The organism is Streptacidiphilus melanogenes, from assembly GCF_000787835.1.
Classification (GTDB): domain Bacteria; phylum Actinomycetota; class Actinomycetes; order Streptomycetales; family Streptomycetaceae; genus Streptacidiphilus; species Streptacidiphilus melanogenes.
In genome coordinates, this window is sequence record NZ_BBPP01000018.1 from 1 (window position 1) to 13,467 (window position 13,467).

Consider the following 13,467-nt stretch of genomic DNA (forward strand, 5'->3'; position numbering starts at 1 on the left):
TGACTCAGTGAACTGGCCACCACGTCGTCCTACGGCGCGGCCGGTTACTCGCACGATAAGGGTACTCAGTGCCATCTGCCAAGGCACTGAGTGCCATGGCCTACATCACTGCGGCGTCGAGCAGCGGGCCGAGCTCCGCCGAGACCGTGGTCAGGGCGTGGGTGTCGCGCTCCGCGCGGGCGATGAGCAGCGCGCCTTCCAGGGTGCTGACCATGAGCGTCGCGAGCGAGGCGCCGCGCGCCTGTGGGACGCCGAGCTCGGTCAGGGCCGCGGCGAGGGGCCGGCGCCAGCAGTCGAAGGCCTGGGCGGCCGCGGTGCGCGCGGAGTCCGTGGTGTCGGCGCAGTCGACGGTCACGGCCGCGACCGGGCAGCCGAACGCGAAGTCGGTCGCCAGGCACTCCTCGGTCCACTGGGAGATCAGCGCGGCGAAGAGCCGACTCGGGCGCCGGTCGTCGGCCGGCAGCGCGGCGAGGTTGCGGGTGACGCGCCGCGCCGCGTAGTTGCCGGCCCAGGTGACGGCCTCGCCGACCAGCTGCTCCTTGCCGCCGGGGAAGTAGTGCTGCAGCGACCCGCGCGGGGCGTCGGCATGCGCGGCGACGTCGCGCATGCCGGTGGCGCCCACGCCGTCGCGCCGGATCAGCTGCGCGGCGCTGAACACCATGCGCTCGCGCGGCGAGTACACGCGCGTCCCGTGCTCGGTCATGGCTCCAGCCTATAGACGGGCGGGCGCGCGGCGGGATCGGCGAAGGGGCCGTCCGGGATCGCGTAGATCCCGGTGAGTCCGTCACGGTCGACGGTTCTGCGGACGAGGGTGAGGCCGCGGGTGAGGGCGGTCAGCAGGCGGCCGCGACCGTGCTCTACCTCGGCGACGATCCGGGTCACCCCGCGGCACGCGGCGCGTTCGATCAGGGCGGCGGTCAGGGCCCGGCCGAGGCCCCGGCGCTGCCAGGCGTCGACGACCAGCAGGCCCAGCTCGGCGGTGCCCCCGTCGGTCGGGCCGTACGGGAGGGCGAGACTGCCGAGCGCGACCAGCTCCCTGCTCGCCCCGGCGCGCACGGCCAGGGCGTCGTGGCGCTCGGGCGGTCCGGCGAGCAGCTCGTCCAGGTGGCGGGCGGGGAAGGCGGGCAGTGGGGCCCGGAACCGGTGCCGGACGGAGGCGACCGAGCAGGCGGCGAAGAGGCGGTGCACGTCGGCACGGTCCTCGGGGCGGATCGGGGTGATGCGCCAGGGGAGGAGGCCGACCTGGGGTTCCATGACGGCTGTCATAGGTCCATTATTATGACGGTGGTCATAGAGGTGCAAGGGTCGGGAGACGGCCCGCGAACGCACGGAAGGGCAGGGTGCGGCGATGTCGGATCCGGTGGGATTTCTCGGGCTGGGGGTCATGGGCGGGCCGATGGCCCTCAACCTCGCGCGTGCGGGCACGCAGCTGGTCGTCTGGAACCGCACCCCCGCCCGGACCGAGCCGCTGCGCGCGGCGGGCGCGCGCGTCGCCGCCGAGCCGGCGGAGGTGTTCCGCGACGCGCGGACCGTGCTGCTGATGCCGTACGACGCGGACGTCGCCGACGCGATACTGGCACGCGGGACGGCGGAGTTCGCCCAGCGCGTCGCCGGGCGCACGATCGTGCACATGGGAACCGCCGAGCCACGGTGGTCACGGGTCCTGGAGGCGGAGATCCGCGCGGCCGGCGGCCGCTACGTCGAGGCGCCCGTCTCCGGCTCCCGGGTCCCGGCCGAGCAGGGGCAGCTGGTCGCGATGCTCGCCGGGGAGCCGGACGCGGTGGCGCAGGTGCGGCCGTTGCTCGCGCCGCTGTGCCGAGAAGCGTTCGCGTGCGGGCCGGTGCCGGGCGCGCTGCTGATGAAGCTCGCGGTCAACGTCTTCCTCATCACCACGGTCACCGGCCTCGCCGAGTCGTTCCACTTCGCCGCGCGACACGGCCTCGACCCCGCGCTGCTGCGCGACATCCTGGACGCCGGCCCGATGGCGAGCGCGGTCTCCCGCCTCAAGGCGGCGAAACTGACGGACGGTGACTTCTCGGTCCAGGCGGGCATCCTGGACGTGCTCAAGAACAACCGCCTGATCGTCGAGGCGGCGCGGGCGGCGGGCATCGCCTCGCCGCTGCTGGACGTCTGCCACGCGCTGTACGCGGAGACGGCGGAACTGGGCCACGGCGCGCAGGACATGGTGGCCGTCCTGCGCGCCGTCGAGGCCCGGAGCGACGCCGGCTGAGCCGGAGTCGGTCGGGTCAGCCGGTCTGCGCGGCGATCCGGTCGCGCAGACCGGCGAGAATCTTCGCCGCCTGCGCCAGCCCCGCCTGCTCGCAGCGGGTGACGCCCGCGCCCAGGCGCTGCAGCGCGGCGTCGCGGCGCTCCAGCGGACCGGCCTCGACGATGGCCGCCAGCCGCAGCGACTCCGCGCGCGGTTCCTCGGCCTCGCGGCCGACCGCCGTGTAGACCGCGATCGACTGCTCGAACGCAGCCAGCGCCTCCTCCGGCCGTCGTGCCTCAGCGAGGGCGCGGCCCCGCTCGTAGTGCGCGGCCCCGGTGACGAACCAGCTCGTCACGCCGTGTCCTGCGGCGACCGCGTCCGCGCCGACGCGCTCGGAGTCCGCGATCCGGGCGAGTGCCTCGTCCAGCGCGTCCGGGCCGCCCGCCTCCATGAGCTGCCGGGCGAAGTCGCGCAGCGTCGCCGCCATCTGGTCGGCGCGCGGCGCGACCGTGTGGGAGGCGAGCGCCCGTTCCAGCGCCGCGCGGGCGGCGTCGAGACGACCCGCCTCCGCCAGCGCGCCGGTCGCCTCGCAGGCGGCCATGGTGTGGACGTCCTGGTCCTCCCAGCCCGAGACGGCGTCCGCGAGCCGGAGGAACTCTTCGGCGGCGTCGCGGTGCTCGCCCAGCGCGCCGAGACCGCGTGCGAGGTCCAGCCGCAGCTGGGCGTGGAGCCTCTCCCAGCCCTCGGCGTCGTCCGGCGTCGTGGCCTCCGCGTCCGCCAGCGCGGACTCCAGCACGGCCACCGCGTCGGCGGTGCGGCCGCTGCGGCGCAGCAGGTTGGCCAGGTTCAGCCGCGCGGGCACGGCGTTCTCGGTGTCGCCGGCGCGGTCGAAACGGGCGGCGGCCTCGGTCACCGCGCGGACCGCGCCGTTGGTGTCGCCGACCATCGCGCAGGCCTGGCCCAGCATCATGTGGGCCGGTCCGTACGGGAACGACGCGTCCGGCCAGCGGGCGGACTCGCCCAGCGCGCGGTGGAACACCTCGACCGCCTCCTGCGGCCGCTGCTGCTGCATCCGGATCTGCCCCAGCAACACCAGCGCACGCGGCGCGCGCCACGGCTGCTCCACCTCCTCCAGCAGCCGCAGCGCCTCCGCCAACGCCTGCTCGGCCTCGTCGAGCCGCCCCATCCGCGCGGCGATGTCCGCCCGGTACTGCAGCGCGAGCGAGACCCGGTGCCCCATCCCGAACCCGGCGGCCGCCTGCTGGAACGCGCCGTTCTCCGCCTCGAAGAGGGCGAGAGCCTGCTCGACGCTCTGCGCGCCAGCGGCCACGGTCTCGGCGGCGGGACCGCACACGGCCCCCTCGGCGGCGGACGGAGCCGTGACGGCCGGCTCGCCCGGGGCCTCACGGCCCGAGCTCTCATGGCCCGGGGCCTCAGCGACGGCCTCTGCGCCCGGGGCGGGAGCGTCCGAAGCAGCACGGTCCGAAGCGGCATGGTCCGGGGCGGGCGCCCCGGCTGCGGCTCCTGCGGCTGCCTTGGCATCCGTGGCCTGCGTGGGCTCCGCCAGCTGTGCGGCAGCGTCGGCTGTGGCCTCCGCCCGCTCGTCTGCGGCCTGGAGGGCGCGGTAGAGGGCGTGGTGGGCCGCGTAGGTGCGGCTCTGGAGGACGGTGAGGAGGCTGTCCGGGTCGGTGGCGGGGTTCGTTGCGCGCAGGGCGGCTGCTGCGTCCCGGAGTCGGTCCAGGGACGCCCAGTCCGTGCGGCCGCCGTCGGGTTCCGCGTCGACGACCGCCAGGCGGGCCTGCGCGGCGATGCGGCGGTCCTCGCGGGCCGCTTCGGTGAAGTGCGCGACGGCGCGCTCCATCTCGGTGCGGGCGGCGGCGCGGTCGCGGCGTTCCATCGCCTCGGCGGCGCGCTGCTGCGCGACCTCCGCGCGGAGCAGCGCGAGCGGGCCGATCCCGGCGTCATCGGGGAGGACGAACTCCTCGGCGTCGATCCGCTCGGCCACGCGCAGCCAGAACGCGTCCGCGTCGGGGTGGCCCGCGCGGTACAACTCGCGTGCCCTGCTCACCAGTTCGGCGAAGTCCTGCGGTGTCTCGGCCGCCACCGGCGCGGGACGGACGGGTGTCGCGGCGGGGGTGTGCGCCCCGGGGAGGCCCGGCGCGCGGACGCCGAGCGCCAACGGCTCGGCCAGCAGCGGCTGCTGGCCGACGCGGGCGCGGATGCGCGTGCCGACGCCGTCGGTGCCGTTGCGCGCGTCGAAGCGGCCGGCCAGCTCCTCGTTCAGCGCGCGGACGTGCGCGAGCAGCGAGGCGACCGTCCAGTTCTCGCCAGGCGGGCCGCTGACAGGCAGCTCGCCATGGCCGTCCGCGTCCAGGCGGGTGAGCAGCAACTGCACGCCGGAACGGAAGTTGAGCAGGCCCAGCGGATTGCCCTCGGTGGCCCACAGGTCGCGGTTCTCGGCCAGGATCTCCAGGCCGCGCGCCTCGTTGCGGGTCAGCGCGCAGAACTCCACGTGCAGGCCGATCTCGGTGGTCTGGCTGGTCTTGCCGCGCGAGAAGCGGTAGCCGACCAGGTGGCTGGAGCGCGCTTCGTCGAGGCGGCCCGCGCGGACGAACGGCAGCAGCGCGTGGGCGTGGCTGGACCACGGCTCCTCGCTGCAGGTGCTCTCGCCCTCCAGGACGGGCTTCCAGATCTCCAGCGCCCGCGCGTCCTCGCCGCGGTGGGCGTGGAAGTCGGCGCGGCTGCGCAGCTCGCAGGCGACGCAGTCGCTGTAGCGGGTGCGCGGCCGGGCGGTCCACAGCTCGAAGGCGTCCTCGACGCCCGCGTCGTCCGGGCCGCCCAGATGCCAGGCCAGGTAGAAGCGCTGCGCGTAGTACGGCTGGAGGCCCAGCTCCGCCTTCACGTAGCGGGACTTCATCTCCTCGTCCCAGCGGCGCACCGACTCGAGCGGCACCTCGGGCAGCCCGCGAAGCGCCGAGGCGACCCACTTGAACCGCCAGAACAGCTGGGTGCGGGCCCACTCGTTGAACGCCTCGGGCTTGGTGTCCCACAGCTTCAGCACCTTGGCGAAGACCACCGGCGACTTCCGCTGCTCGGCGTCGTAGGTGTACGCCTCCTGGAGGTCCATCAGGGCGACGACGAGCAGCTCCGGGTCGTCCAGCCGCCCGCTCTCGTGCAGCTGCTCGGCCGCCTCCGCCAACTCCTCGGCGGTGACGGTGCGCTGCTTGCCGTAGGGGCGCTCGTCGTTGGCGCGCAGCGCCTGGGCCAGAGCCTCGGGGGTGTCCACGCTCACGCCTCGTTCTCCGTCCCGGAACCGTTCTGTGCCTCGTGTCCCCGCTGCGGGTGTCCCTGCTGTTCGTGTCCGAGCATGGCGTGGTCGAGCAGGCTGATGAAGGACCGGTTGAGCAGCGCGCTCTCGCTGGCCCGCAGGGGGCGGCGGGTCAGCAGCACCGCCTGCCCGTACAGGGCCTCCACGGCCGTCACCGCGAGCTCCCGGTGGGTGATCGTGGCGGCGCGGCGGACCAGCGGGTTGAGGTGGTTGAGCACCAGCTGGGCGCGCGGCGTCTCGGCGCGCAGCGAGCCGAGGATGTCCGCCCACAGGCCGTCCGCCTCCTGGGCCAGCTGCGCGCGCGAACGCTCGTGGCGCGCCTCGCGGTTGTCCAGCAGCAGGGCGGGGGCGTTGGTCGGGTGGAAGCTGCGCAGCGCCACGTCGCAGTCGAAGCGCCCGACGACCTCGCGGGCGATCGCCAGGAACGCGGACGCGGCCAGCTCGGCGGCCGGGTCGACGGAGTCGAGGTGCGCGGTGACCGTGCCGGGGTCCAGGTCGGCGACGGAGCTGCCAGGCCGGATCTCCGGGAGGCGGTGCACCAGGTCGCGGTCGTAGGTGTAGCCGCCGTTGATCACGCCCAGCCCGGCGGCGCCGGCGACGGGCGCGACCTGCCGGAACTCCTCGACGGTGCGGGTCACCAGGATGACCGGGTGGGTGCGGGCGAACTCGTCGAGCGTGACGTTGCCGTCCGTGGTCTCGAACGGGAGCCACGGCAGCAGCATCTTCAGCAGCTCGTCGTCGTACCGGGCCAGCGACTTGACCGCCAGGTGGTGCACGCCGATGAACCGGTGCAGCAGCGCCGGGTCGGTCGCGGACAGCCCCGTCAGCCACTCGCGGATCCGCGCGCCGAGGGCGTCGCGGACGGCGGCGAGCGTCTCGTCCGCGTAGAGGCCCTCGCGCGAGGCGGTCGGGCGCAGCGCGTCGGTGTCGACGACGCAACGGACGAAGAAAGCCCATTCGGGCAGGAGTTCGTCCGCCTGGTCGGAGAGCAGCATGCCCTTCAGATGCACCCGGTGCCCGGCCCGGCGCGACGGCGGGGCGGCGTCCGGCAGCACGTAGGCGACGCCGCGCAGGCCGACGACCGGCAGCTCCAGCTCGATGGTGTCGAGCGGGGCGAAGTCGAAGGTGCTGCGGCAGAACTCCGTGTACGCCTCGCGGCGCGCCAGCGGGGAGGCGTGCTGCGCCGCCCACGGCGGGGTCTCGTTGACCCGCAGCGCGCCGCCGTGCGCGTCCTGCACGGTGACGTCGTAGCGCAGCAGGCTGCCGAAGTCCCGGGCGAGCCGGACCACCTGGTCGTGCCGGGTCCACTCGCGCGCGTCGGCGCGCGGGGCGAGGGTGACCGTCGTGCCCGGCTCCGGCTTGGCGCCGGAGGGCAGGGTGCGGATGGTGTAGCGGCCGTCGGAGTGGCCGCGCCACTCGATGACGGGTGCGTCCTTCGTCCTTGCCGAGCGGGTCACGACGGTGATCTCGTCCGCGACCACGAAGCAGGCCAGCAGGCCGATGCCGAACTGCCCGATGAAGTCGCCGCGGGCGGTCGCCAGGCCCGCGCCGTCGATCCCGCCGTCGGCGCCGCGCTTGGAGCTGCGCCCGATCGTCGCGAGGAAGGTGTGCACGTCCTCCTCGGTCAGGCCGACGCCGGTATCGGTGACGGTGAGCGTCTCGGCGGCGCGCACGGTGATGGCGGCCGGGGCGTCCGGGTCGAGCAGGCGGCGCGCGGAGATCGCGTCGACGGCGTTCTGCAGCAGCTCGCGCAGGTAGACGCGAGGGCTGGAGTAGAGGTGATGGGAGAGCAGGTCCACCAGGCCGCGCAGGTCGACCTGGAAGGTGTGCGCGGCGGCGTCCGGGGCGGTGTCGCCGCCGTTGCCTGAGCGGTCGTTGCTGGAGCGTTCGAAGAGAGGCACCGTGACGGGTTCTTTCGTGGTCGCGAAGGCGTGGGGTTCGAGGGGCCGCGGCTCAGGCCGCGCAGCGGGCGCGGTGGGTGCGGAAGGACAGGGCGGGATCGCCGCCGAGGTAGGCCCAGGGTGTCTGGGTGACCGTGCCGTCCAGCGCCTCGAAGAGCGGGCGGGCGAGGTGCCGCTGACCGGAGAGCGAGAACGCCATCGCGAAGGTGTTGTGTACGCCCTTCCAGGTGCGCTCGGCCCGGTACTCGGGGTGGAACACGGACCGCTGGGCGGCCTCCTGGAGCTCGGCCATCACGTTCGGCCCGCTCATGTAGGCGCGCCCCTGCGTGCCGCCGCCCAGGTCCAGCCAGCGCTCCAGGTGCGCCCGCGCCACGAGCTCGCCCAGCGGGCTGCCGGGCGCGGCCGCGAGCATCGACTCCCGGGCGAAGGCGTGCATCTCGGCGTGCGAGCCGCCCCATTTCTCGCAGACCTGCTGCAACCGCTGCCGGTGCGAGGCCGGATGCTCCGGGGCGCGGCGCAGCGCCGCCTCGAAGCGGTAACGCGCGACGTCCTTGTCCAGCGAGGCGCCACGCGCGCTCATCTGCAGGAAGTACCAGGGTGCGAGCCACGTCGGCTCACGCTCGGCGACCTCCAGCAGTTGCTCCTCCGCGACGGAGAGCCGCTCGAGGAACACGTCCCACTGGTCCCGCGTCACGTTCCGCGCGCGGGCGCCCGTGCGGGCCTCCCACGCCCACATGACCTGCCGCGCGCCGGACAGCAGCAGCGGCAGCGGGTCGCCCGCGTCGGCGGCGATCGCCTGCGGCACCCACTCCTCGACCCCGCCGACCTCCGCCGCAGCGGTGAGCAGCGTCGTCTGCTCCACCTGGTCCGCGGCGCCGCGCAGGCTCTGCCGCAGCGCGGGCCAGTCCCGCGCGCCCGCCTGCGCGATCACGCTGCGCAGCAGCGGATCTCCGAACGCGGGATCCAGCGCGGGCGTGGTCTCCAGCCCTCTCCCCGCAACCCGCGCACCCCCGGCGGCATCCTTGCGCCACCGCCCGAACAACCCCATCGTGCCTGGTCCCCCTCACTCGACCGCTTTCGCGGGAGTTCCTATCATGAGGCTCCGACACGTCCGCGGCCGACCCGTTTTCCGGGCCCGGGAGGGGGACGCCCGGGTTCAGACCAGGTGGTACAGGACCACGGCAGCGGCCGCGGTGATGGCTGCTCCGCCCAGGATGCCCATCGCCGCGCAGACCGGCAGTGAGTGCTTCTCCCTCGCCGCCTGCGAGATCGTCAACGCGACAGCCCACGGCACGCCGAGCATCGCCGCGAAGAGGAGTGCTCCGGTGGCCTTGGTCGGCAGGGCGAGGTCGAGCGTCGGTTGCAGCATCCGTCCAGAGTGCCCGAACGGCGGTGGACTCCGCAGCGGAACGCCGCGAGGGGCCCCGCGGCCAAGTGCCGTGGAGCCCCTCGCAGGTGACGCTGTGTCAGCCCAGCTGGGCCAGGGCCTCGTTGAGGGTCTTGGACGGGCGCATCACGGCGGCCGCCTTCGCCGGGTCGGGCTGGTAGTAGCCGCCGATCTCGACGGGGGAGCCCTGGACGGCGTTGAGCTCGGAGACGATGGTGGCCTCCTGCTCGGTGAGGGTCTTCGCCAGCGGGGCGAAGGCCTCGGCGAGGGCCGCGTCGTCCGTCTGCTTGGCCAGCTCCTGGGCCCAGTACATGGCCAGGTAGAAGTGGCTGCCGCGGTTGTCGATACCGCCGAGGCGGCGCGTCGGGGACTTGTCCTCGTTGAGGAAGGTGCCGGTGGCGCGGTCCAGGGTGTCGGCCAGGACCTTGGCGCGGGCGTTGCCCGTCGCGTCGGCCAGGTGCTCGAAGGAGGCGGCCAGGGCGAAGAACTCGCCGAGGCTGTCCCAGCGCAGGTAGTTCTCCTTGAGCAGCTGCTGGACGTGCTTCGGGGCGGAGCCGCCCGCGCCCGTCTCGAAGAGGCCGCCGCCGGCGATCAGCGGGACGATCGAGAGCATCTTGGCGCTGGTGCCCAGCTCCAGGATCGGGAACAGGTCGGTCAGGTAGTCACGCAGCACGTTGCCGGTGACGGAGATGGTGTCCTCGCCGCGGCGGATGCGCTCCAGGGAGAAGGCCGTGGCCTCGACCGGGGACATGATCTCGATCTGCAGGCCCTCCGTGTCGTGCTCCGGGAGGTACTGCTTGACCTTGGCGATCAGGTTGGCGTCGTGGGCGCGGGTCTCGTCCAGCCAGAAGACGGCCGGGGAGCCGGTGGCGCGGGCGCGGGAGACGGCCAGCTTGACCCAGTCGCGGATCGGCAGGTCCTTGGTCTGGCAGGCGCGGAAGATGTCGCCGGCGGCGACGTTCTGCTCGAGGACCGTGTTGCCCTCGGTGTCGACGAGACGGACCAGGCCGTCGGCCGCGATCTCGAAGGTCTTGTCGTGGGAGCCGTACTCCTCGGCGGCCTGGGCCATCAGACCCACGTTCGGGACCGAGCCCATGGTGGCCGGGTCGAACGCGCCGTTCGCGCGGCAGTCGTCGATGACGACCTGGTAGACGCCCGCGTAGCTGCTGTCCGGCAGGACGGCCAGGGTGTCGGCCTCCTTGCCGTCCGGGCCCCACATGTGGCCGGAGGTGCGGATCATGGCCGGCATCGAGGCGTCGACGATGACGTCGGACGGAACGTGCAGGTTGGTGATGCCGCGGTCGGAGTCGACCATGGCCAGGGCCGGACCCTCGGCGATCTCGGCGTCGAAGGAGGCCTTGATCGCGTCGCCCTCGGGCAGCGCGGAAAGGCCCGCCAGGATGGAGCCGAGGCCGTTGTTCGGGTTCAGCCCGGCGGCGGCCAGGGTGGCGCCGTACTGGGCGAAGGTCTTCGGGAAGAAGGCGCGCACGACGTGGCCGAAGATGATCGGGTCGGAGACCTTCATCATGGTGGCCTTCAGGTGCACCGAGAAGAGCACGCCCTCGGCCTTGGCACGCGCGACCTGCGCGGCCAGGAACTCGCGCAGCGCGCCGACGCGCATCACCGAGGCGTCGACGACCTCGCCGGCCAGGACCTTGACGGCCGGGCGCAGCACGGTGACGGTGCCGTCGTTGGCGACCAGCTCGATGCGGAGGGTGTCGTCCTGGGCGACGACGGCGGACTTCTCGCTGTGGCGGAAGTCGTTGACGCCCATGGTGGCGACGTTGGTCTTGGACTCGGCCGTCCACGCGCCCATGCGGTGCGGGTGGGTCTTGGCGTAGTTCTTGACCGAGAGCGGGGCGCGGCGGTCGGAGTTGCCCTCACGCAGGACCGGGTTCACCGCGGAACCCTTGATCTTGTCGTAGCGGGCCTTGACGTCCTGTTCCTCGTCCGTCTTCGGCTCGTCCGGGTAGTCCGGCAGCGCGTAGCCCTGCGCCTGCAGCTCGGCGATGGCCGCCTTGAGCTGCGGGATCGAGGCGGAGACGTTCGGCAGCTTGATGATGTTGGCGGCCGGCGTCTTGGCCAGCTCACCCAGCTCGGTGAGCGCGTCCGGGATCCGCTGGGCCTCGGTGAGACGCTCCGGGAAGACGGCGATGATGCGCCCGGCGAGGGAGATGTCGCGGGTCTCCACGGTGACGCCGGCCGTGGAGGCGTACGCCTGGATCACCGGCAGCAGCGAATAGGTCGCCAGGGCCGGGGCCTCATCGGTGTGCGTGTAGATGATGGTCGAGTCAGTCACCGGGTACTCCCGCTTTCGCGTCTACCTTCACGTGTGGAACGTCTCGATATCAAGATACATGCTTCGGGAGTCGATCTCTCGGGCCGAGGGTCACGGCTTCCTCGGAGGAAGCCGCAGGACGGCGGTGCCCCGCTCCAGGTCGACGCCGGTGTGCGGCGGGGCGCCGGAGGCGTGGTCGTCGTCGCGCAGCGTGAGTTGCTCCTGCCGGTGCTCCAGCTGCACGCGCTTGTTGCCGCTGAAGAACGCCTGGAGCTCCTCCGCCGCGGCGATGCCGAAGCCGCCGCCACCCAGGCCGCCTCCGGGCCTGCGCGCGTCCCTGGCGGCGAAGCGCCGGGCGAGCCGGCGCGGGTGGCCGTAGCGGACGACGACGTGGCGCACCGCGGCGACGAACAGCGGCACGGTCACCAGCGCGGACGTGATCAGCAGGCCGAGACCCATCAGAGCATCACCATGCCGGAGGAACGTGCTCTGCCGCGGCCGCGTTCCTGGCGAGGGGAGCCAGCACCCGGTGAACGCAGGGGAGTTGGTGGCCGCGGCGCGTCGCGGCAGGTGACCGGGTGGTGCTGGCGCGGCGCGGCGGCGGGCCGTCATGCTGGGGACATGCCGATCACCGTGGAACTGGCCGAGAAGCTGCTCGCCGAGAACTTCGCCCCCTGGGTGCTCGATCTCGGGCTGACCGTGGAGGAGGCGGGCGAGTCCCATGCGGTGCTGCGCCTGCCCTGGTCCGACCGGTTGGCCCGCGAGGGCGGCGCGCTCTCGGGCCAGGCGCTCATGGCCGCCGCCGACACGGCCACCGTCGTCGCCGTCGCCTCGGCGCGCGGCGGCTTCGTGCCGATGACCACGGTCCAGCTCTCCACGTCCTTCCAGAGGCCGGTGCTCGGCACGGACGTGCTGGTGGCCGCCCACCTGACCAAGCTCGGCCGCAGCCTCGCCTTCGCAGACATCGCCATGACGACCGCGGGCGGCGCGCTCGCCGCGAACGCCACCGCGGTGTACGCACTGCTGGGCTAACGGCCGGGCCCTGCGGGCGGAGGGGACGACCACGCATCCGGGGGCGAGAGTCGCTGCCGCCGATGGGTTGCCCGCTCCCGGCCGGCTGCTGGGCTAACGGCCGGGCCCTGCGGGCGGAGGGGACGGCCCGCGCCCCGGGGCGAGGAGCCGTCGGCCGCCCCCGCCCGGGGCCGCCCCGGCCCCCGCCGCCCCCGGCTGTCCTCGGTGCGCGGCCTTTGGTTCCCCAACCCCGGTCGGGGGTCGCTCTTGGGCGCGGCCGACTCCGGGCTTGCGTGCGAGCCGCGGTCCCAGTCCTCTCGGCTCCTGGCCCCCGGCCTTGCGGCCTGCCGTCCTCGGTGCGCGGCCTTTGGTTCCCCAACCCCGGGCCGGGGGTCGCTCTTGGGCGCGGCCGACTCCGGGCTTGCGTGCGAGCCGCGGTCCCAGTCCTCTCGGCTCCTGGCCCCCGGCCTTGCGGCCTGCCGTCCTGGCTCGCGGCCTTTGAATCCCCGGCTCCCGGCCGGGGGTCGCTCCTGGGCGCGGCCGACTCCGGGCTTGCGTGCGAGCCGCGGTCCCGGCCCCCTGGGCTCCTGATCCCCGGCCTTGCGGCCTGCCGCCCCGGCTTGCGGCCTGTGGAACCCCGGCTCCCGGCCGGGAGGTGCTCCTCGGCAAGGCCGACCCCGGCCTTGTGACCCGAGCAGGAAGCCCGCGGCCTGGCGACCCCGCCTCACGGCCGAAGGCCGGGGTGACCCGGCCTGCCCGCACCGGCCCTTGTTGGGAAGGTCGTTCGCCCTTCGGGCGGTGAAGGCGCCCCGCGCCCTAGGCGGTGCCGCCGCCGGGGCCCTGGCGGCGGACTTCCTGGACGTGGCGGAGGGCGTCGCGCAGGTCGCCGAGCCAGGTTTCGGCGTTGTCGCCGACCTGGCGGACGCACCACGCGAGGGCGTCGCTGCGGCTGCGGGCGACGCCGGCCGCGACCAGCGTGTCCAGCACCTGGCGTTCCGGCTGGCGCAGCCGCGTCATCGCCGGGACGGCGAGGTGGGTGAACATCAGGCGGCGGCCCTCGTGGCGGACGCCCCAGGACACCTTCTTGCCGAAGCGCTCCTCCGCCGCGCCGGCGACCCGCATGCGCTGGGCGCGGGTGCTCTCCCGGTACTCCGCGACGGCCTCGTCGACGGACCCGGCCTCGCCGGACGCCGCCTCGGCCGGAAGGGGGCCGACGACCGTGATCTCCTCACGGTCGACCACCACCTCCGGTGTCTCCCCGAACAATCCCTCGGGTAGGTGCGCCGCGAACCACTCCGCGACGGACTCCCCGGACGCGCTCTTCTTGCTCATGTATCGATGATTACACCATTA

The 13,467-nt window shown here is 73.9% G+C and carries 11 protein-coding genes; 2 read left to right on the plus strand and 9 right to left on the minus strand.

From position 1 onward, the window contains the following. Window positions 1-100 precede the first annotated feature (100 nt). The gene (locus tag TR49_RS19995) at window positions 101-703 is read right to left on the minus strand and encodes a TetR/AcrR family transcriptional regulator (RefSeq protein WP_042383416.1); all 603 of its coding nucleotides are present in this window, start codon (window positions 701-703) and stop codon (window positions 101-103) included. Then, window positions 700-1,266, minus strand: coding sequence for a GNAT family N-acetyltransferase (locus TR49_RS40155; protein ID WP_052434465.1), 567 nt, complete (start codon window positions 1,264-1,266; stop codon window positions 700-702). Before TR49_RS40155 ends, TR49_RS19995 begins: the two co-directional genes overlap by 4 nt. Before the next feature lie 82 nt (window positions 1,267-1,348). On the opposite strand from TR49_RS40155, the gene TR49_RS20005 reads away from it, so the two are divergent. Then, on the plus strand, window positions 1,349-2,230 hold the full coding sequence (locus TR49_RS20005; protein ID WP_042383418.1) for an NAD(P)-dependent oxidoreductase: 882 nt from the start codon (window positions 1,349-1,351) through the stop codon (window positions 2,228-2,230). Between the two features lie 16 nt (window positions 2,231-2,246). On the opposite strand, the gene TR49_RS20010 is transcribed toward TR49_RS20005, so the two are convergent. From TR49_RS20010 to TR49_RS20035, 6 genes are all read right to left on the minus strand, one after another. Then, window positions 2,247-5,501: a tetratricopeptide repeat protein gene (locus tag TR49_RS20010; protein ID WP_152627364.1), complete on the minus strand. Its 3,255-nt coding sequence runs from the start codon at window positions 5,499-5,501 to the stop codon at window positions 2,247-2,249. Next, a complete protein-coding gene (locus TR49_RS20015; protein ID WP_236653459.1) occupies window positions 5,498-7,336 on the minus strand; it encodes an HSP90 family protein in 1,839 nt (612 codons plus the stop codon). The genes TR49_RS20010 and TR49_RS20015 overlap by 4 nt, the downstream gene beginning before the upstream one ends. Before the next feature lie 154 nt (window positions 7,337-7,490). Then, entirely contained in the window at window positions 7,491-8,486 is a 996-nt protein-coding gene (locus TR49_RS20020) for a hypothetical protein (protein WP_236653452.1), read from the minus strand. Window positions 8,487-8,594: 108 nt separating this feature from the next. After that, a complete protein-coding gene (locus TR49_RS20025; RefSeq protein ID WP_042383422.1) occupies window positions 8,595-8,807 on the minus strand; it encodes a hypothetical protein in 213 nt (70 codons plus the stop codon). 97 nt (window positions 8,808-8,904) lie between these two features. Continuing rightward, the gene (locus tag TR49_RS20030) at window positions 8,905-11,124 is read right to left on the minus strand and encodes an NADP-dependent isocitrate dehydrogenase (protein WP_042383423.1); all 2,220 of its coding nucleotides are present in this window, start codon (window positions 11,122-11,124) and stop codon (window positions 8,905-8,907) included. A gap of 90 nt (window positions 11,125-11,214) precedes the next feature. Then, window positions 11,215-11,562 (minus strand): DUF6191 domain-containing protein, encoded by a 348-nt coding sequence (locus TR49_RS20035; protein ID WP_042383425.1) that lies wholly within the window; start codon window positions 11,560-11,562, stop codon window positions 11,215-11,217. Window positions 11,563-11,724: 162 nt separating this feature from the next. Here TR49_RS20035 and TR49_RS20040 point away from each other — a divergent pair, with 162 nt between their 5' ends. Further along, window positions 11,725-12,135, plus strand: coding sequence for a PaaI family thioesterase (locus TR49_RS20040; RefSeq protein ID WP_042383427.1), 411 nt, complete (start codon window positions 11,725-11,727; stop codon window positions 12,133-12,135). A gap of 795 nt (window positions 12,136-12,930) precedes the next feature. Here the strand turns inward: TR49_RS20040 and abmR are convergent. Continuing rightward, the gene (gene abmR / locus TR49_RS20045) at window positions 12,931-13,446 is read right to left on the minus strand and encodes an ATP-binding transcription factor AbmR (protein ID WP_042383430.1); all 516 of its coding nucleotides are present in this window, start codon (window positions 13,444-13,446) and stop codon (window positions 12,931-12,933) included. Window positions 13,447-13,467 lie beyond the last annotated feature (21 nt).

Excerpts from the sequence above, each read along its gene's own strand:
- TR49_RS19995 (WP_042383416.1), bottom strand. The coding sequence starts at position 703 with ATGACCGAGCACGGGACGCGCGTGTACTCGCCGCGCGAGCGCATGGTG.
- TR49_RS40155 (WP_052434465.1), bottom strand. The coding sequence starts at position 1,266 with ATGACAGCCGTCATGGAACCCCAGGTCGGCCTCCTCCCCTGGCGCATC.
- TR49_RS20005 (WP_042383418.1), top strand. The coding sequence starts at position 1,349 with ATGTCGGATCCGGTGGGATTTCTCGGGCTGGGGGTCATGGGCGGGCCG.
- TR49_RS20020 (WP_236653452.1), bottom strand. The coding sequence starts at position 8,486 with ATGGGGTTGTTCGGGCGGTGGCGCAAGGATGCCGCCGGGGGTGCGCGG.
- TR49_RS20025 (WP_042383422.1), bottom strand. The coding sequence starts at position 8,807 with ATGCTGCAACCGACGCTCGACCTCGCCCTGCCGACCAAGGCCACCGGA.
- TR49_RS20035 (WP_042383425.1), bottom strand. The coding sequence starts at position 11,562 with ATGGGTCTCGGCCTGCTGATCACGTCCGCGCTGGTGACCGTGCCGCTG.
- TR49_RS20040 (WP_042383427.1), top strand. The coding sequence starts at position 11,725 with ATGCCGATCACCGTGGAACTGGCCGAGAAGCTGCTCGCCGAGAACTTC.
- abmR (WP_042383430.1), bottom strand. The coding sequence starts at position 13,446 with ATGAGCAAGAAGAGCGCGTCCGGGGAGTCCGTCGCGGAGTGGTTCGCG.